Here is an 18,413-nt window from a genome sequence, read left to right as displayed (position 1 = left end):
GCACGACTATTCAAGTGCAAAGCACCCACAGGTTGATAACCCGCAACTTGGGTTAGTAAATGATTTTGTCATATTTTGTGTTGACTAAATAACTATATCTGGCGACAAGCCGCTAGCCCCTAAGGGGGTGCTGCGCAAATGCATCTACGCCTCTGTCAGTTCACAATTGCCCTACAAGACGTAAAGCATTCTAGACTAAAGGTTCTACTACCGCTCTGAACGGTTACGATTTTCATTAGATAGGATCTTGCACCATAGTTTTTGTTCGCCAAGAAATAAATTTCTTGGCTCAAAGCTCAAGTCCGTTAAAACGGACTCAAAGACTTACCCAGTCCGTTTTAACGGACTTTGCCTATAAGCCTTGAACTTCAGTTCAAGGTGTACTCAGGTGGAGGTGCAAGATCTGAGTTAGGGAAAGTAGCACATCGCCTCATGAAAATCTTCGCCTACATCTACACTGACCCTATACTAGAACCAACTCCTGACCCCACAACTTGGGGATGGGAGTTAGATTTTATTTACCAAGACTTAGGGAAACGCTCTCAACTACAACAATTATTCAACGACTGCAAAACAGAACCGCCTGATTGTCTCCTTATCCGTCGCTTAGAAGAATTGGGAGATACTCTAGAAGAAGTCAGTTCGCGCCTTGCGGAACTTGAAGCAATGGGAATAACACTCATTGCTGTTGAGCAAGACTACAATTCTTCCCAACAAAATCCTAACCCCCGCGCCCAGTTACTGAAATTACTCTACGAAATTCAGCGTCAGCAACGTAGTCGCCGGATTCGCCAAGGACACGCCCGCAACCGTCTGGATGCTGCGCCACCACCCGGTAGAGTTCCCTACGGTTACCGCCGAGGTAAAGCAAAATACATCATTGACCGTACCACTTCACCAGTTGTCAAAGATTTTTTTGAACATTTCTTATTGTATGGTTCTCTACGGGGAGCAGTACGTTACCTAGCCAGAAAATACAGCAAGAAAATTTCTGTCACCACCGGACGCCGTTGGTTGACAAATCCAGTTTATCGAGGTGATACAGCTTATCAAAACGGAGAAATTCTCTCCAATACTCATGCTCCTATTATTAGTAAAGAAGAAGCCGCCCAGGTTGATCGACTGTTACGCCGCAACAGTCGTTTACCTCCTCGCACAGCTAGCGCACCGCGTTCTCTGGCTGGGTTGGTTGTCTGTCAGGAGTGTCAGTCTCATATGAGTGTCACTCGTGTGACTATGCGCAACCAAGACAAAGAATATCTTTATTTGCGTCCGATTAACTGTCCCAAAAATCCCAAGTGTCGCGCCCTTCCCTATCAAAAAATTTTAGAACAGACAATTCAAGCAGTTTGTCGTGATTTACCCCTTGCTGTGGCGGGGATGAATTTTCCTCAGTTGGATGCAGTCAAAAATAGCTTAACTGAAAACATTACCCGTCATCAAGAAATACTCAATCAGCTACCCTTTTTGTTAGAAACTGGAGTTTTGGATGCAGAAACTGCTCAGTTAAGAGTATACAAACTCCGCACGGAAATATCTGCACTTCAAGCAAAACTAGCAACTTTACCACCTGTTAATTTGCGTTCTGTCGCCCAAGCTGTTTCAATTCCACAATTTTGGTTAGACTTATCTGAAACAGAACGACGATTTTACTTTCGAGAGTTTATTCGACAAATTGAGATTCTTCGCCACGAGCAAGAGTGGGAGTTGCAAGTAATTTTTATCTTTTAATTGCAGGCAAATACTATGATTCAGGCGGTTGATCCTGAGTATATTTAACAGGTTTTGGCCCTGAATTACGTACATTGATAATTTTATTAAGGATATCAAACCAAAAAGGCGCACCCATAGCAATAGCTAAACCGCTTACGAGCCAACCAAAAAGGATTTTGAAAACTAGCCAAATTCTAAGTAACAAGTTATTAGCACTATTTCCCTGACTCTTGCTCAATGGCTGAAATTGTTGACTGATATTTTGCCATCCAATAGGTACAGAAGCTTCCCCTAAAAGTTCCTGAAATCTATTTCTGGCATCTGGATTACTAAGAATATCATTTTGTTGTTGAACTGCACTTTGAGTAAGAGCCGAGCGGATAACAGAATCCTGGGACAGTCTTCTCAAGACAAAAAATGTATCAGTATTCGTTAATATTGCAACTGATATCCCAATTAAAATGGCGACTCCTTTGGCATTGCGCTTATAAACACCACTTGAGCGATCCATAGAACGATCAAACCATGTTTCAACCTCTTTTTGAAACTGAATCATATCCTCTTGAATGCCACTAATCTTTCTCCGACTCCGCTGAGAAAGAACACTAAGACTGGTTATGAGATTATTTGGTACGTACTCAGGTAAACTATTAACAAGCTTCTTAAAATTTTCATTTTCAGTTACGTCTCCATAAATCTTTTGAATTTTTTGATGGCTTTCACTATCCTTGTCGTTAATAGCTGTTCTCAGTTCTTTGTATGATGATAATACCATGTGCAAATTCGTTTTTGTTTCAGAGGGAGTTTGAACATAATTAATTAACTGAGGTATTTTTAAAGTTTCTAATAAGCTACTAGCAAAAGTTTCCGAAGGAATATAAGAAGGAGCGCTTTGTTTTAGCCCAAATGCTTTCGTGTTATTTGTTTTAGTAAGTGCCCGGAATCCCCTTTCAACCTTGTCCTTAGCTTCTTGATTCAAGGTATTAATCAAAGGATCTTGATAAAGTTCCTGTACTAACTGTGTAGCATGATCAATATCCTCATCTTGAGTTTCACTACCACCCGCTATGAGCGATTGAATTGACTTTTTCAAATGTTTAGCTCTCCACTGTAGAAGCGTGGTAATCAACTCCTGAATTTCCGAAGTCAGCAAGCTCAAAGTCAAGTAAATAAAAATTAAGCCAAGAGCAACATCTAAAACAACAGGTAGATTCATGAATTCTCTCCTAATCAGACAATTTTAGATTTTTATTAGTAATAGTTGTAGCACTATTATCAGAAGAAAAAATGTTAAATAAAATGAAAAAGAGGAAAATATTGTAATAAACATTATGTTTTTACGAAAAATTATAAGCTAATTTAAAGAAGAAGGGATTATTTAAAAACACTTGTAGTAACAAGTGGCAACATTCAAGACTCCAAAGCGTCTGGAGTTTAATCAAACCAGCAAGTACAATAAATATCCACCGAACATGCAAGAAGGAAGCTTTATTTGGGGTCGTCTGGAAAAGCAATATCGCACGGTAGACAAATGGATTGATTGGGTATGGGTCATAGTACTGCTTTTAGCTGCAGTTTTACTCTATACCATAAATTTGGGAGGCTTGCCGCTGCGAGATTGGGATGAAGGTACTGTCGCACAAGTTGCGCGCGAAATATCACGTGCCCCATCTGGTTCAATGCATTGGCTTTACCCAACGCTTGGGGGTGAACCATATCATAATAAGCCACCGCTCGTACACTTGCTGATTGCTTGGGCTTACTCCTTGGGAGGAGTTAATGAGTGGACATCACGTTTACCTGGAGCACTACTAAGCGCTCTATCAGTACCTTTACTGTATTACATTGGGCGGGAAATATTTCGCCAACGTTGGGCAGCTATCTATAGCGCCTTGACTTACCTGACAATGCTACCAGTGGTACGTCATGGGCGGTTAGCAATGTTGGATGGGGTGGCTGTTTGTTTTTTCATGGTCATGATGTTGTGTTTGCTGCGATCGCGCCGCAACTTACGCTACTGTCTGGGTGTTGGCATCGCTTTTGGGTTAATTTGCCTGACAAAAGGTATATTGGGTTTCTTGTTGGGGGCGATCGCACTAGTTTTTCTGTTTTGGGACACACCACGACTGCTTACCAGTCGATACATGTGGACAGGAATTCTACTTGGCATTCTACCTGTAACTTTTTGGTATGGTGCCCAGTTTGTACACTATGGCAACACTTTTACCAAAATCGGCATGATGGATCAATCCCTAAACCGTGTTTGGCTATCTGTTGAAGGCCATTCTCAACCGCCGTGGTATTATTTACTAGAGATATTCAAGTACACATGGCCCTGGCTCATTTTTTTACCTTCTAGTTTGCGCTTGTGTTGGGAAAATCGCAACTTGAACTGGGCGAAACTAGTATTGGTGTGGTGTGCTGTTTATCTGATCGCTATTTCATTGATGGAAACAAAACTTCCTTGGTACGTGTTTCCAATCTACCCAGGCATAGCCTTAGCTTGTGGTGCTAAGCTTGCGGAAATTGGAAATATGCCAATACTCTCATCTTATCCTCGGTATTTGCTCTTATCTTTAGTATTTATATCTATATTGGGAAGTGGAGTTTGTATTTACTATAGTTTAGGGGATACAGCACAACCAGACTTACAACAGATTTTTGCAGCAGTCACGATCACAATGGCAATAGCCGCTATTTTGGTAGGGCGAGGTGATAGGCAGTTCCTCAAAATTCTATTTTGGGGTAGTTATGTTTCGCTATTGTTGTTGATGAAATCCAATGACTGGGTTTGGGAACTGAATGAAGCTTATCCTGTCAAACCAGTAGCACAGATGATCCAGCAGGCAAACCCACCAGTAAAGAAAATTTACACATCTTTTCGTGATCATCGTCCATCACTGGATTTTTATAGCGATCGCACTATTCTTCCTGCTTCCTCTACTGAACTAAAGGATTATTGGCAATCTGACAAACAACCTTATTTTCTGCTTGATGAAACTGCACTTAACAATCTTAAATTAGAGTCGATAAAAGTAGTTAAACATGATTCCGGTTGGTCACTAGTTACAAAAAATACTAAATAATTTTAAAAAAGACAAGAGAATATACCCCTTGTGATTTGAATAACATACACAACAGCATGTGAAAAAGGGTGCGCTTTGCACTTACACCCGATTCGTGCCTCAGGGTTAAGCTGACAGAAGTTTAGCTTAAAATTGACCACCGCTCCAACAATTGTTACAGCGGTGGTTTAGTAGAAGTATTGACGTAAAATGCAGGATGTGGGTGTTGTGTTAATCGAACCTTTTGGCTCTTGCTAAAAACCAGACCGAAAAATTAAGCCGCAAATAGACATTTTTATCTATACCACATAATTCGTTTTTGTCAATATATATTAGTAGAGAGGCTCTTTAATAGCACTCGTCTCATCCAAATTACGTTTGTCGGGAGAACATGTTAAACACGCGAGTGCGTGTTTTATGAATATAGGGCATACTTTGAATTAAGCGAAGGCGAATGTCTAACGTTGCTTTTCTGTTTTTGGCAACGCTGGAGAATTCTGGTCTGAGGCTTGCTGTGTCAGACCAATGACACTCAAGAGAATAGCACCTCCTATAACCAGAGCGACTATAGGGCCCTTGAGGATGGTAAAATCCCTGAGAATCCTAGCTAAAGGTCGGCTTTGGCGACGGAGTACCGACGATATCATTATCTGTTTGTAGGCAAACGGGTCGCGGACATAATGACCGCTTTGACAGACTACAAGCCTTTCCTGGCAATACGGACAGGTATACAATCCCATACACGTCTTTACTAGCTTTGGCTTAGTATTTTTTTGGCAAATTGGGCAAGTCACATAATGATTATCAAAGGTGTGTGTATTCATCTACCTCGTCCGTCTAGTCCACTTACTTGCTCTTTTCAATACCTGAGCGAGAATTTCTGCTCAAAATGCGTGTAGATTGCCTAGTGTGATCTGACATTAGTCAGAAATCACGCATAAAACATCCATAATTTAGACAAGCAAAAGCTTGTGCTACGACCATGGCTGAATGATTGCAACACGAGTATAGCTAGATTTTTGTGAGAATGACCAAAAAAGGATAAATGATCAATAACTCCATACTTCACATTATCGTGAGTACCACTCTGTCGGGAGTCATCCTCAAGGTGTATATGCACTTTTGCCTTTAGTTAATAATTGCTCGTAGCAATGGCAACCCCTAGTGGGAACGGCCACGCCTTACGGCTATCGTAGCGAGACCGTTGGCACGGAACCGTGCCCACAGGGCTCAAGTCTTCACCGGAGGGCTATCGGGTGTTTCTATCACCCTGCCTTGCCCGCTGCTTTGTAAATCCCAAAGGCACATGTTCTTGCAACACAAGGGTTCGTGCGTTTTGCGCTTACACCAACGTGACTGCGTCTCTCAAAAAGACACACAATCGCCAAGACGCGAGAAAACGCCACTTGCACCGACTGTCGGCAAACCCGCTTCCCTTGCAGTGGCTGCCCTCGTGGATAGCGCTGTCTGATGGTCATAAGGCGTCTACACTCTTTAACCTTCAATTTACTCCTCACTACTCTAGATGAGCGCTGCTAATAACCATTCACCTTCAATTCTTTCCCATTTAAGCATTGTCCTTACACAAATTGCCAGCAACGGGAATTAATTTACCAAAGCTTTGTAAAACTAACATATGCAATTGACTTGTCTGGTTGCTAAATGATCACTCACAATGAAATGTAAGACAGAAAAATTTAAATTTTTTATTAGATTTACTTCTCCACTCAATGACTCTTCTGCCTTCAACTGAACTGAGGAAGGTGGTAGAACAACCTGCTTTTACCACTCCTTCTGCCCGTTTGACTGATCTGCTTAACCGTTTTCAACCATCCCCAGAAACTGTTGTGCTGCTTTTAGCCGTCCTCATAGGCGGTGGTGCTGGCATGGGTGTGGTGACCTTTCACTATTTGATCGAGCTGATTCACCGCTTGACGCTGGAAAATTTTATGGGTGTCATTGGTGCTTGGGGTTCTTGGACTCTAGCGTGTGTTCCCATCCTTGGTGGACTGATTATCGGATTGATGCGCTGGCGCACCCAAGATTTTGGTCCTGGACTGTCAACTCTGATCGCCGCATCCCAAGGAGGAGAGATCAAGGGACAATTACGACCAGTAACAAAGATGCTGGCCGCATCAGTGTCTTTAGGAAGTGGTGCTTCTCTAGGGCCAGAGGGACCAAGTGTAGAAATTGGCGCAAGTTTTGGTATGCTGCTGTCTGTTGTTTTACAAGTATCTCAAGAACGACAGCGATTGCTTTTGGCTGCTGGTGCTGCTGCTGGTTTAGCTGCAGGATTTAATGCCCCCATCGCCGGAGTTTTCTTTGCCTTAGAGGTGGTGTTAGGCGCGACATCATTTGCCACTTCTGCCGTGAGTGTCGTGCTGCTTGCAGCGGTCGTTGCGGCATTAGTTGCTCAAATTGGTTTGGGTGCACAGCCTGCTTTTGCCCTACCCGCTTACCAAGTCCGCAGCCTTCTGGAATTACCGCTTTATCTCGGCTTAGGTTTGGGAGCTAGTTTAGTTTCTCTGGCTTATACTCAACTCATTGCTTTGGCAAAAGCCTGCTTTCATGGGCAAATACCTTATTTGCGATGGCTAGGTAATATACGCGAACCGATTCATCCGATTATTGGTGGAACCATTGTTGGCATTGTTGCTTTACAGTTTCCTCAAATTTTGGGCATCGGTTACGGCACTATAGAAGCTATGCTTCAGGATGTGAAGTTTTCTCTACAGTTATTGCTTGTGCTGCTGGTAGTCAAGCTGTTCATGACGGCTGTTAGTGCTGGTAGTGGTTTTGTTGGCGGTCTTTTTGCACCAGCCATGTTTCTAGGTGCTTCTTTCGGATCAGCTTATGCAAAAATTTTAGCAAGCCTAGTACCTGTAGTTACACAGTATATGGCAGCTCCTCCTGCTTACGCAATGGTGGGGATGGCAGCAGTTCTCGCTGCAACTGTCAGAGCTCCATTAACAGCTATTTTGTTACTTTTTGAATTAACGCGAGACTATCGCATTGTTTTACCGTTAATGGCAGCAGTGGGTTTGAGTGTTTGGCTAGTAGAACGAATTAAACCAACTTCTAACTCGAATTCAAACTTACAGCAAATCGGTCTTCCAGAGTTGAAAGACGAGCAATCAGAAATTTTGCAGCAAATCTTGGTAGAAGATGCTATGTATTCTAGTCCGAAAAAGCTGCTACCGACCATGAATGTGATAGAAGCAGCTTTGGAAATGAGTGGTGATCTCTGCCAAAGTGCTTTAGTTATTAATGAAGCAGGGCAATTAGTCGGTATCGTCTCTTTAGAAGATGTCAACCGAGCTCTTTGCCTTTGGGAAAAATATCCAAGTTCCTCAAGTGAAATCCAAGCTAATACAGGCAATCAAACACTCATGGATATCTGTACCACTGATATTCTTTATGCATTACAAGATGAACCTCTAGCCGAAGCTTTAGACCGCATGGCTCTTAAAGGTTTGCATCACTTACCAGTGGTTGATCGAGATAACCAAGAGCGTATTTTAGGTTTACTAGAAAGAGAGCAAATTGGATTAACCTGCAACGTCGCTGTAACGCGTAGAGCACTTCGCCACTACTTACCAATGACTCGCAAAACAGGTGTGAGCATAAGTCAATAAGCCAACAGTCAAAAGTGAGTCCAGTCCTGTAGGCGGATCTCCCGCCGCAGGGAACTGGGGTTCGCCGTATCGGTCATTAGTCAACAGCTTTGGAGTCTAATGACTTTTGACTAACGACTAATAACTATTTACACAGCAACTTCTGCTAGCTCGACCTCTTCTCTCTCGTCGGAGTCTACTTGTCTCAAACGAATATGCTTTTTGCCTAAAGTAATGATAAACTCATCTCCTGGTTTGAGATTCATTTGTTTGGTATAGGCTGAACCTATCAACAAGTTACCGTTCGACTGCACGCTAATTCTATAGCTTGCACTGCGTCCACCTCGACCATTTGCACTCGGAGCGCTGTCTAACTGAATGCCCTCAGCATCAATAAGAGCATTTAAGAATTTCATCATGTTGACGCGCTCTATACCGTTTTTGGTTACGGTATAGTAGCCACAGTGTTTAGCTTTTTCTTCTTTGCTTAGATTTTCTAGCTCTTTGACTTTCTTGAGCAGATCTTCACCAACTAGGGGTTCAATTTTTTTCTGTTTAGCCATCAACTTAATTCAAAAACGAATGGTCAAATACAGTGAATCGATTTTATTTTAGCTGATGTTATGCTAGTGCGAGCGCCATTATTTATTTTTTATCTGGTGCTATTGCTAAGTAGATTGCACCCAGATAGCAAAATTTTGACGGAATGACCAACATTAACAATACAATATATTTTAAAGAAGATAGGCAATGGTGATAACTATAGTTTGTATGTTTGTCAATGACCAAATTAAGGAAAAAGTAAGAGGAAACAAGTCCTCGATTGAACCATAGAGAAAATTTTCCAGTGAAGTATCCTTGTTTCAAGCAGTTATCAGTTATCAGTTATCAGCAATTGCTGCCCACTTTTTTTGAGAGAGCTAAAGTCTCTGACTTATTTAAGTGGTATATTTCAGTCGCTGTCTAAATCTGGATCACCAAATCTAGATAAGTGTTCAGTGTTCAGTGTTCACTGTTCACTGTTTTCACCCCCTAATGGATGGTACAGGATAATTCATACTTTATAGTTCTGGCTTGGTGGTGACGACTACGCTGTATTTGTTTAAGTTTTATAAAGCATACCTAAAAAAGTTGTCTACTTACAAAATTTGATCACTAGCAGAGAAAATGATAAGCAAAACTGATTCTTAGTCATTAGCACTTGTCATTAGTCATTACAAAAGACAAAGGACAAAGGACAAAGCTTACGAAAATGAAACTAACAACTAGAGGACACTACAGTGTCAAAGCCTTGCTCGATTTGAGTTTACAGCCTGGGTATGGTCCTGTTTCTACTAAGGCGATCGCCTCTCGTCAAGATATTCCAGCTCCTTACTTAGAAAAACTGCTTATAGAAATGCGTCGTGCTGGATTAGTAAAATCAATGCGTGGTAGCATCGGTGGATACCAGTTGGTTCGAGAACCTGCACAAATCTCTCTAGGAGAAGTTTTAGAAGCAGTTGGAGAAACTATTGAACCTTTACCCCACCACCAAGCTTCTCAAACACAAGCAGAAGATTGGGTCACATTTACTCTTTGGCAAAGGCTGCACCAAAAGCTCAAAGAAGCATTGTACAGTATTACCTTGGCAGATCTTTATTACGACGCTCGTAGTTGGCAGGCTTCTCTTGGGGAAGAAGCCAATTTTATTGTTTAGTCATTAGTAATTTGACTGTTGACTCTTAAGTTTTGATCGTTAACTCTTGACTTTTGACCATTGACTAATGACATCAGCTGTTGTTTTAATTATTGCTGCTACTTTAGATTACTTTATTGGCGATCCGTGGGGTTGGCCTCATCCAGTACGAGTCATGGGGTGGGCAATTTCTCGCTTTACCAAATTTAGTATCACATATTGTCAAAATTCCCTGACACAGCGCATTGTCGGAATTGCGCTAGGCATTATCCTAATAATTGGTAGCGGGTTTATAGGCTACCTACTTATTCAAAGTGCTAGATTACTGCATCCGTTTTTGGGAGTGGCGTTAGAAAGTATTCTCTTAGCTAGCTGTTTTGCTTTTAAAAGTTTAAGAATAGCAGCCGAAATAGTTTTACAACCATTAACAACAGGACATATTGTAGATGCCCGCTCTACTTTAAGTCATTACGTCGGACGAGATACAGAAAATTTAACAGAACTAGAAATTTTACGAGCCGTTCTAGAAACAGTAACAGAAAATGCCACTGATGGAGTTATGGCTCCTCTTTTTTATGCGATTCTTGGTGCATTTATCCCTGTTATCGGTCCAACAACCCTTGCTTTGGCATATAAAGCCAGCAGTACTCTTGATTCAATGGTAGGCTATCGAGAAAAACCTTATACATATTTAGGATGGTTCAGTGCACGGTTAGAAGATTGTTTAACTTGGATTCCTTGTCGGTTAACTGTGATGACTCTGGCACTTCTGTCGGGGAAACCCTTATATGTTTGGCGAATTTGCCGTCGAGATGCTGTTTGTGATCCTAGTCCTAACTCTGGCTGGAGTGAGTGCGCCTATGCTGCTATTTTAGGTGTGCAGGTGGGAGGTACAAATTGGTATCGTGGGGTAGCAAAACATAAACCTCTCCTGGGAGACGCCATCCATCCCATCACCCCAAATTGCATTTATCAAGCTTTGCAACTCACTCGATATTCTTTTTTGCTGTGGTTGGGGGTTGCAATAGTTTTGCTGCTGAGTCAGTGAGGGCTATTTTTTGGAATTTTGAACAAGCAAACTTTGAATTTGAGCGTGATCATGAATCATCATGGAAATAGGGAATTGGGAATGGCTAGTTGTGAATAATCAGTGGTTAGTAGAAAATTCTACTAACCACCAAAGCTAGCAGTCACAATGACCCATTTGTTATAGTCGTCTAACTCATTGTTCAGGGGTATTGGTCTATGACTGCGTCTGTCGAAACCAAAGTGGTTGAGATTCTCTCACCTGAAGAACTCCGTCGTACCGTGAATCGTCTCGCTTCTCAAATCGTAGAAAAAACGCGTGATTTGTCTCAACTCGTACTACTAGGTATTTATACTAGAGGTGTACCTCTAGCTCACTTACTGACGCGTCAAATAGAGGCGCTTGAAGGTATACCGATAGCGACGGGAGCCTTGGATATTACATTTTATCGTGATGACCTCGACCAAATTGGGTTGCGGACTCCTGCAAAAACTGACATCCCTTTTGATTTAACAGGGAAAACAGTTGTCCTCGTCGATGATGTCATTTATAAAGGACGGACAATTCGTGCGGCTTTAAATGCGGTAAACGAGTATGGGAGACCAGAGATCATTCGTTTAGCCGTGCTGGTAGATAGAGGTCATCGGGAGTTACCAATTCATCCAGATTTTGTTGGTAAGCAATTACCCACTGCTAAAGAAGAGATTGTCAAAGTTTACTTAGACAATTGGGATAGACGTGATGCAGTGGAGTTAATTGGAGATTAGTTCCTTATCTTTCCTATCACTCCTTCAGCGCATAATTGGACTGGCGTGATGATGCACAAGATACCACTTACCACCTAGAAGCTCAAACATATTCGTCGCAATTGATTGTGCTTCTAGTCTTCTCTGACCGTTAATAATTTGAAGAACATTTTCTACAAGTACAACATAGGCGATGTGATCACGCACAACTGTCGTCACTATCTCCGTATTTATCTCAATGTAAGCAGTATTTTTGAAAATGTTAACCCAGGAGGAGCGAATCTCCTTCCAACCGCGCAGTACATTCCATCCGGGATGAACACAAAAACTACCAGTTCCTTGAGACCAGACAGTACTCATTGCCTCGATATCTTTTTTTTCAAAAGCTCGATAAAAAGCTGCGTTGACGGCTAAAACTTCAGAAGATTGGTTGCTCATTATTCTTCGTGGAGATTGGGAATAGCAAATGTTGTTTATTAATTGTTAGTAGTGACTAACTACTAACAATTAACGATTTCCCTTATTTTAATTCCCACTTTTGACAGCACTAATAGTCTGTAATAACTGCTTTGCGGTATACGGTTTAGATAAAAAGGCTTTAACACCCATGTTATTGACTGTATTCACCTTTTCACTAGAAGCGAGTCCACTAACGGCAATAATTTTGACTGCAGGATTCATTTTTTTTAAGGTCCGGATTGTGGTTATTCCATCCATAGAAGGCATAACCATATCTGTTAAGACCACAGAGATTTCATCCTGGTGTTCTGCATAAAGAGCGATCGCCTCAATGCCATCGCTAGCAATTATTGCTTTGTAATTATAGCTTTCTAGCGATGTTTTCGTAACATCTCGAATTGAATCTTCATCATCCACAACCAAAATGAGTTCTCCATTACCGTTTGGTAATTCCAAATCTTGTTCTTCTGGAGTTTCCGTAGCTTCTTGTGCTGGTAAAAACACCTTAAATCGGGTGCCTTTTCCTACCTCACTATACACATTCACAAAACCACCGTGGCTTTTAACAATCCCAAGTACAGTAGAAAGACCAAGTCCTGTTCCTTTGCCTAGGTCTTTCGTTGTAAAAAATGGTTCAAAAATGCGGTCTATAATTTCCTGTGGAATACCAATTCCAGTATCAGTAACAGTAATGACAACATAGGAACCAACTTGAGCATCAATATACATCTTGGCGTAATTTTTATCAATCATGAAATTTTCCGCCAAAATTGTCAATTGACCGCCATGAGGCATTGCGTCACGAGCATTAACGCACAAATTTATTAGGACTTGATGCAATTGAGTTGCATCACCTGAAACTGTCCAAAGGGTTTGGTCTTGTGAAGTAAAAACTTCAATAGATTTGGGAAACGTTTCTTTAACAATTTGCTGAATTTCTCTTATTAAGTGCTTTAATTGCAAGAGAGTGCGCTCGCCCTCAATCCCGCGAGTAAATGAAAGCACTTGTTTAACTAAACTTGCTCCTCGTTTCGCGTTAGATATTAATATTGGCAGCAGTCGTTTACTCCGCTGGTCATTCAGCTGCGATTCTAAAAGTTGAGCGGTCATTAAAATGGGTGCAAGAACATTATTGAGGTCGTGGGCAATACCGCTTGCTAAAGTTCCAATACTTTCCAAACGCTGAGCACGAAAAAATTGTGCTTCTAATTCTTTTTTTTCTGTAATATTAGTATTAACAACAAGAATTGATTGTCCCTGTTTATCAAACTCGCGCACAAGTGTCCAGCGACTTTCAACAATAATTTCTTTCTTCAATTTTGTTATCTGATGCAGCTCGCCTTCCCAGGAACCATTTTTCAATAAAGTTGCAAGAGCTTCTTGAAATTGTACTATATCTTTCTCATGCCAAAGTTCTGATGTATTCTTGCCAATCGCTTCAGTTGCTTTCCAACCATATAGTTGCTCGGCTGATTTATTCCAAAATAAAATTCTCTTGTTTAAATCGCGTACAAAAATGGCATCAGTCGCAACATCAAGGAGTGCGGCGTGTTCGCGAATCTTTTGTTCTGCTCGCTTGCGCTCAACTGCGTAACGAATAGAACGTTCAAGCATTGGAGCAGTCAACTGACTTTTTTCTAAATAATCTGCTGCACCTGCTTTCATTGCTTCAATGTCTATTTCCCTATCTCCTTTTCCTGTGAGTAAAATGATTGGGGAAGAGCAGCCTTGATGAATTGCTTCACGCAACAAATCTAGTCCGTTACTGGCACCCAAACGATAATCTACAAGACAGACATCGTATTGATTCTTAACAATTGCATCCATTGCTGCCTGATAACTATTTTTCCATTCCAATTCGCCACAAGCGACTTGAAATTCACCAAACCAATCACGAGTTAAAACGTAATCATCTTCATCATCATCAACAAGAAGAACTTTGAATGGACTTTCTTTCATTTCTGCCTCCTTTTGCTTATAGTGGCAGTTCCACGATGTTAAACCAGTACTTTCCTAGTGTTTTCATAACTTCCACCAAAGACGTGAAGGTGACAGGTTTGATGATGAATGAGTTGGCACCCAAATCGTAACTGCTATAAACATCTTCTTCTGCCTTGGAGGTCGTCAGAATAACAACGGGAATTTGCCTTAAATGTGGATCAGCTTTAATCTCTTTAAGCGCCTCACGACCATCTTTTTTGGGCATATTTAAATCTAACAAAATTATATGTGGTCGCGGTGCACTGCTTTTGTGGGTATACATACCACGATGATAAAGATAATCCATTAATTCTTCACCATCGTTAACGATGTGTAACTCGTTTGCCAATCGACTTTCTGCCAACGCCTCGCGAGCTAACATACAATCATCCTCATCATCATCAGCCATCAAAATTCTGATGGTTATTTGCCGACCCTTCACTGTGCATTTTCTCCTTTGCGTTGGTTTTAGGATTAATTGATTATTAAATCGCAACAGATGAATGAAGATAGGTTGCCAAATCCTCGACAACCTCTGGGCGTATGATAAAGCCTTTTAAGCAAGAGCATATTATGCAGGAGGATGCATTGGAAGTATGATGACAAATTTCGATCCTTGCCCTAATGTACTTTGTGCCGAGATGCTGCCGTTGTGACGTTCAACAATTTTCCGGCAGATAGCCAAACCTATACCAGTCCCTTCATATTCGCTACGACCATGCAGGCGTTGAAAAACGTTGAAGATGCGGTCAAGATACTTTTCATCAAAACCAATGCCATGATCTTCTACAATAATCTGACACACTTGGACAACATCTTGTTGGTTTAATATCTGGTAAATCTTAACAATAGGTGGTTCTTCTTTACGGCAGAATTTCAGAGCATTGCCGATGAGGTTTTGTAGTAGTTGACGCATCTGGAGCGGATCGGCATGAATGATAGGTAATTCGCCTACCTCCACATACGCCTGGGTTTGTTGGATACGTACTTCCAAATCAGACAAAACTTCTTTCGTAATTTGTGTCAAATTCACTGGGACAAAAGGCTGAGCCCTAGTAGTCACTCGTGAAAGTGTTAACAAATCTTCAACCAAAGCCTGCATTCTACGGGTTGCATTCTGCATCCGTTCTAGGTAATCTAGTCCTTGTTCTGTTAAAAGATGACCACAAGTCGCTTTCAAGCGATCGCCAAATGTTTTGATTTTACGCAATGGCTCTTGCAAATCGTGAGAGGCGACAAAGGCAAATTGTTGCAGCTCGTCATTAGAACGGATGAGTTCTTGGCGTTGACGAGTTTCTTGTTCCAAGAGTTGAGCTTGCGCAAGAGCAATGCCCATTTGATCCGCTAGATGTCGCAAAAGCTCAGTTTCCCAGCTCGTCCATTGACGAGGACGAGTACACTGATGGGCGATGAGCAGCCCCCAAAGTTGATTTTTTAGGAGAATAGGGACAATAAGGTTAGATCTAACATTAAGTTTTTTCAGAAATTCCATATAGCAAGGCTCAACACCACCTCCCTCAATATCGCTAACAGCACTAATCCGTCCATTGCAGTATTTCTGAACATAATCTTCGACAAAGCAAGGGTCATGGAGGTTTTGTCCGAGAACGGTAGGCACACCGGGAACCACAGCTTCTTGCACCACTATTCCAGAACGATCTGGAAGCAAGCGAAAAATGAGGACACGCTCAGCTTGCAGTAGCTTTTGTACCTCTGTGACACTGGTTTGGAGAATTTCATTAATTTGTAAGGACTGACGAATTTTTAAACTGATATTGGCAAACAATTGCGATCGCAAGTTCTGGCGCTGTAGCTCTTGTTGAACCCGCTTGCGTTCAGAAAAGTCTATCATTGCCCCAATCATTCGCACTGACTTGCCTGTGTTGTCATGAACAACATAACCACGCTCAAAAATGTAGGCATAAGAATTGTCAACACGGCGAAAGCGATATTCATTCGACCAGAAATGTTGATTGCTGTTGATCACAGCATGAATGTCAGAAATAATTCTGTTTCTATCATCTGGGTGTATATGCTCATGCCACCAAGTCACTTCACTTTTGACTTGCTCTGTTGAATAACCAAACAGAGTTTGTACGTTGTCATTCCACCACAGTTTATTTGTCAGTAAATCCCAATCCCAGACAGCATCATTCGTAGCACGAGCAAGTATTTGAAAACGCTTTTCGCTTTCTTGTAGTTTTTCGTCTGCCAGCTTACGTTCAGTAATATCTGTATGGGAGCCAGCCATTCGCACAACTGTACCTTCATCATCCCAGAGTGCTTGACCTCGATCCAAAATCCATTTGTAACTACCGTTTTTACACCGGATTCGATACTCACTAATGTAAAAAGAAGTAATTCTTGCAAAGTGGTCTTGAATGACTCGTGTTACCGAAATCATATCATCTGGATGCACGCGGTTCATCCATTCATCAAAATGATTGGGAATCTCATGCTCAGAGTAACCAAGCATTTGCTTCCAGCGAGTCGAGAAGAAGACTTCATTCGTTTTAACATTCCAGTCCCAAATACCATCATTATTGCCCCGCAAAGCTAACTGCCAGCGTTGCTCACTTTCTCTAAGAGCATCTTCGACTTTTTGACGCTCAATGGCTGTAGCTAACATATTAGCTACAGCTTGCAAAAAGTAAATGTCATCTTTGCTGAAGGTACGTTGTGTGGTTGTGTGTGCCCCTAAAACGCCAAAAGGACGCTCTTTGCCATGAATGATGACTGACAAACCGCTGACGACTTGATGCTTATGCAGCAGATGAGGTCCGTTGAATCTCTCTTCTGTGCGGAGATCATCAACAATTACTGGCTCTTGGGAAGACAGGGTATAACCAGCTTGAGAGTCCATTCCAGCACCAACAGTTGCATATCCTACAAGCCCTGGCTCCCAACCCACTCCCGCCCGTAGCAGTAAGGTGTTATTATCGCTACAGAGTTCCAAAACCTTGCAATACTCAACTTTCAGGCATTGAGCTACCAGGGCAACAGTTTCGTCCATCAGCGTGGTTAAGTCCACACCAGCTAGTGCTACTTGAGTGAGTTCTGCTACAAGTGCCTGCCGTTTGGCATAAACTTCTAACGCCTCCTCCGATTGCTTGCGTTTAGTGATGTCCATTCCTATTCCAGTCATCCGCACTGCGACTCCAGAAGAATCACGAAAAACGACACCTTTGCTTGCTACCCAACAAACCATACCGTTGTGCCAAACAACACGAAATTCGATGTCGTATTCTGTGCCTTCTTGGAGAGTCTGCATCACTGAACGGTTGACAAAATCTCGGTCTTGCGGATGAACGCGTTCAATAAAAGCTTCATAAGTAGCACTTTCCAAGCCAAATAGTGGTTTGAGGTTATCCGGCCAAGTTAATTTGTTATTCAGAATGTCCCAGTCCCAAGTAATCATGCTGGCTGCTTCTAATGCCATCACCAGTTGCGCCTCTCGACTCTGCGCCTGTTCCGTTTGCTCTCGCAATTTCTGTATGGCGTGATGAGCTTCCAAAAGACGACGCACTCTTTGACGCAAGACTTGCCACTTAATTGGCTTGGTAATGTAATCAATAGCACCAGAACCCCAAGCGCGTTCCACTGATGCTGATTCGTTGGGATCAGTCATCATTAAAATAGGTATTTCCGTAGCACCAGGAAGTGTTTGCAATTGCTCACAGCAGCTAATGCCATTCATCATTGGCATCATGGCATCCAGCAACACCATGTCTGGCTGTATTTTTATATACAATTCTAAAGCTTGATCAGAATTGATTGCCTCTGCTACTTGATACCCTTCTTTTTGTAGCAAAGTTCGTAGTTGTAACCGCGTCAAAGCGTCATCGTCTACAACCAGAATCAAATTAGTCATTAGATATTTATTATCAGTTATTTGTTATCAGCTATTTGTTATTCTCCCTCATCTTTTCCGACTTCAACAAAAAACGGCTGGAGTCAGCGATCCTTGAGAGTGGACAAGGTAAACGCCAGCCGTTTTAGTCATTAGTTATTAGTTTCGTGATAGATCACAGTCATTAAAAAATTAAAAATCTCAACTCTTTAACAAGGATATTTTCTTGTTTCCTAAGGACACTTGGAGTCATGATTAATGACTTTAAATCTATCGGCTTTTTG

14 protein-coding genes are annotated in these 18,413 nt (G+C 41.7%); 6 read left to right on the top strand and 8 right to left on the bottom strand.

The features are described 5' to 3' along the window. Window positions 1-432 precede the first annotated feature (432 nt). Window positions 433-1,731: a recombinase family protein gene (locus AC5JM2_RS04435; protein WP_495833702.1), complete on the top strand. Its 1,299-nt coding sequence runs from the start codon at window positions 433-435 to the stop codon at window positions 1,729-1,731. A gap of 13 nt (window positions 1,732-1,744) precedes the next feature. Here AC5JM2_RS04435 and AC5JM2_RS04430 read toward each other — a convergent pair whose 3' ends face one another. Continuing rightward, complete coding sequence (locus tag AC5JM2_RS04430) at window positions 1,745-2,806, bottom strand: hypothetical protein (protein WP_495833701.1); 1,062 nt, start codon at window positions 2,804-2,806, stop codon at window positions 1,745-1,747. Window positions 2,807-3,185: 379 nt separating this feature from the next. On the opposite strand from AC5JM2_RS04430, the gene AC5JM2_RS04425 reads away from it, so the two are divergent. After that, window positions 3,186-4,799, top strand: a complete 1,614-nt coding sequence (locus AC5JM2_RS04425; RefSeq protein WP_495833706.1) for an ArnT family glycosyltransferase — start codon at window positions 3,186-3,188, stop codon at window positions 4,797-4,799. 437 nt (window positions 4,800-5,236) lie between these two features. Here the strand turns inward: AC5JM2_RS04425 and AC5JM2_RS04420 are convergent, their stop codons facing one another. Both AC5JM2_RS04420 and AC5JM2_RS04415 read right to left on the bottom strand, forming a co-directional pair. Continuing rightward, a complete protein-coding gene (locus tag AC5JM2_RS04420) occupies window positions 5,237-5,602 on the bottom strand; it encodes a hypothetical protein (protein ID WP_495833700.1) in 366 nt (121 codons plus the stop codon). 441 nt (window positions 5,603-6,043) lie between these two features. Next, entirely contained in the window at window positions 6,044-6,256 is a 213-nt protein-coding gene (locus AC5JM2_RS04415) for a hypothetical protein (RefSeq protein ID WP_495833699.1), read from the bottom strand. 252 nt (window positions 6,257-6,508) lie between these two features. Here AC5JM2_RS04415 and AC5JM2_RS04410 point away from each other — a divergent pair, with 252 nt between their 5' ends. After that, complete coding sequence (locus AC5JM2_RS04410; protein ID WP_495833698.1) at window positions 6,509-8,413, top strand: chloride channel protein; 1,905 nt, start codon at window positions 6,509-6,511, stop codon at window positions 8,411-8,413. Between the two features lie 128 nt (window positions 8,414-8,541). Here the strand turns inward: AC5JM2_RS04410 and AC5JM2_RS04405 are convergent, their stop codons facing one another. Next, complete coding sequence (locus AC5JM2_RS04405) at window positions 8,542-8,955, bottom strand: AbrB family transcriptional regulator (RefSeq protein ID WP_495833697.1); 414 nt, start codon at window positions 8,953-8,955, stop codon at window positions 8,542-8,544. Window positions 8,956-9,644: 689 nt separating this feature from the next. Between AC5JM2_RS04405 and AC5JM2_RS04400 the strand changes: the two genes are divergently transcribed. From AC5JM2_RS04400 to pyrR, 3 genes are all read left to right on the top strand, one after another. Continuing rightward, window positions 9,645-10,088, top strand: a complete 444-nt coding sequence (locus tag AC5JM2_RS04400) for an Rrf2 family transcriptional regulator (RefSeq protein WP_495833696.1) — start codon at window positions 9,645-9,647, stop codon at window positions 10,086-10,088. A gap of 67 nt (window positions 10,089-10,155) precedes the next feature. Beyond that, window positions 10,156-11,115: an adenosylcobinamide-phosphate synthase CbiB gene (gene cbiB, locus AC5JM2_RS04395; RefSeq protein ID WP_495833695.1), complete on the top strand. Its 960-nt coding sequence runs from the start codon at window positions 10,156-10,158 to the stop codon at window positions 11,113-11,115. A 197-nt stretch (window positions 11,116-11,312) separates the two neighbouring features. Continuing rightward, entirely contained in the window at window positions 11,313-11,861 is a 549-nt protein-coding gene (gene pyrR, locus AC5JM2_RS04390) for a bifunctional pyr operon transcriptional regulator/uracil phosphoribosyltransferase PyrR (RefSeq protein ID WP_495833694.1), read from the top strand. 24 nt (window positions 11,862-11,885) lie between these two features. Here pyrR and AC5JM2_RS04385 read toward each other — a convergent pair whose 3' ends face one another. The 4 genes from AC5JM2_RS04385 to AC5JM2_RS04370 all read right to left on the bottom strand — a co-directional run bounded on the left by AC5JM2_RS04385 (window position 11,886) and on the right by AC5JM2_RS04370 (window position 18,150). Further along, window positions 11,886-12,278, bottom strand: a complete 393-nt coding sequence (locus AC5JM2_RS04385; protein ID WP_495833693.1) for a nuclear transport factor 2 family protein — start codon at window positions 12,276-12,278, stop codon at window positions 11,886-11,888. Between the two features lie 87 nt (window positions 12,279-12,365). Next, window positions 12,366-14,258 (bottom strand): hybrid sensor histidine kinase/response regulator, encoded by a 1,893-nt coding sequence (locus AC5JM2_RS04380; RefSeq protein WP_495833692.1) that lies wholly within the window; start codon window positions 14,256-14,258, stop codon window positions 12,366-12,368. 16 nt (window positions 14,259-14,274) lie between these two features. Further along, a complete protein-coding gene (locus tag AC5JM2_RS04375; RefSeq protein ID WP_495833691.1) occupies window positions 14,275-14,721 on the bottom strand; it encodes a response regulator in 447 nt (148 codons plus the stop codon). Window positions 14,722-14,850: 129 nt separating this feature from the next. Continuing rightward, on the bottom strand, window positions 14,851-18,150 hold the full coding sequence (locus AC5JM2_RS04370; RefSeq protein ID WP_495833690.1) for a PAS domain-containing protein: 3,300 nt from the start codon (window positions 18,148-18,150) through the stop codon (window positions 14,851-14,853). Window positions 18,151-18,413 lie beyond the last annotated feature (263 nt).

Source organism: Brasilonema angustatum (assembly GCF_059505445.1).
Note: the sequence above shows the minus strand (reverse complement) of the source record. Positions and strands in the feature narration are given on the sequence as shown.